Source organism: Xanthobacter autotrophicus (genome assembly GCF_029991245.1).
Taxonomy (GTDB): domain Bacteria; phylum Pseudomonadota; class Alphaproteobacteria; order Rhizobiales; family Xanthobacteraceae; genus Xanthobacter; species Xanthobacter autotrophicus_C.
In genome coordinates this window covers 1-440 of record NZ_JAIVFO010000368.1, presented here as the reverse complement: position 1 = coordinate 440, position 440 = coordinate 1, and the positions used below count along the sequence as shown (strand labels likewise).

Annotated in this window: 1 pseudogene; it reads right to left on the bottom strand. The window is 70.5% G+C overall.

The features are described from left to right. Positions 1–440: pseudogene (locus tag K9U41_RS23255) on the bottom strand (hypothetical protein); the annotation flags it as partial.

Here is a 440-nt window from a genome sequence, read left to right as displayed (position 1 = left end):
GGGCCTCGACCTGGCCAAGCAGCTTGGCTGCGTCCTCGCGGGCGCTGCTGGCCTCTTTGCGGGCCGCATCGCGCTCGGCCTGGACGGCGGTGAAACGCTCGGCCTGGCGGTGAGCCTCGGCCGCAGCAGCCTTGCGCTGCTCCTGGTGGGTGTGCTCGGCCGCCTCGGCCTGGGCCTTGATGGTGGCCAGTTCGGAGCGAAGGGCGGCGGCGGCATCAGCTTCGCGTTTCGCATCGGCTTGCGCAGCTGCATGCCCCTCGGCCGCAGACTTCGCCGCCTGTTCGGTCAACGTCAGGCGCTCGCGCAGCTGGGCCAGCTCCACGGCGTGCGCCTGGGACAGTGCCTGCGATTCGGCCAGGCGGTTGGCCAGAACCTCACCAGCAGCCTTGCCCTCATCCAGCTTGCTCTCCAGGTCTTCGACGGTTACCGACGCATCGGCC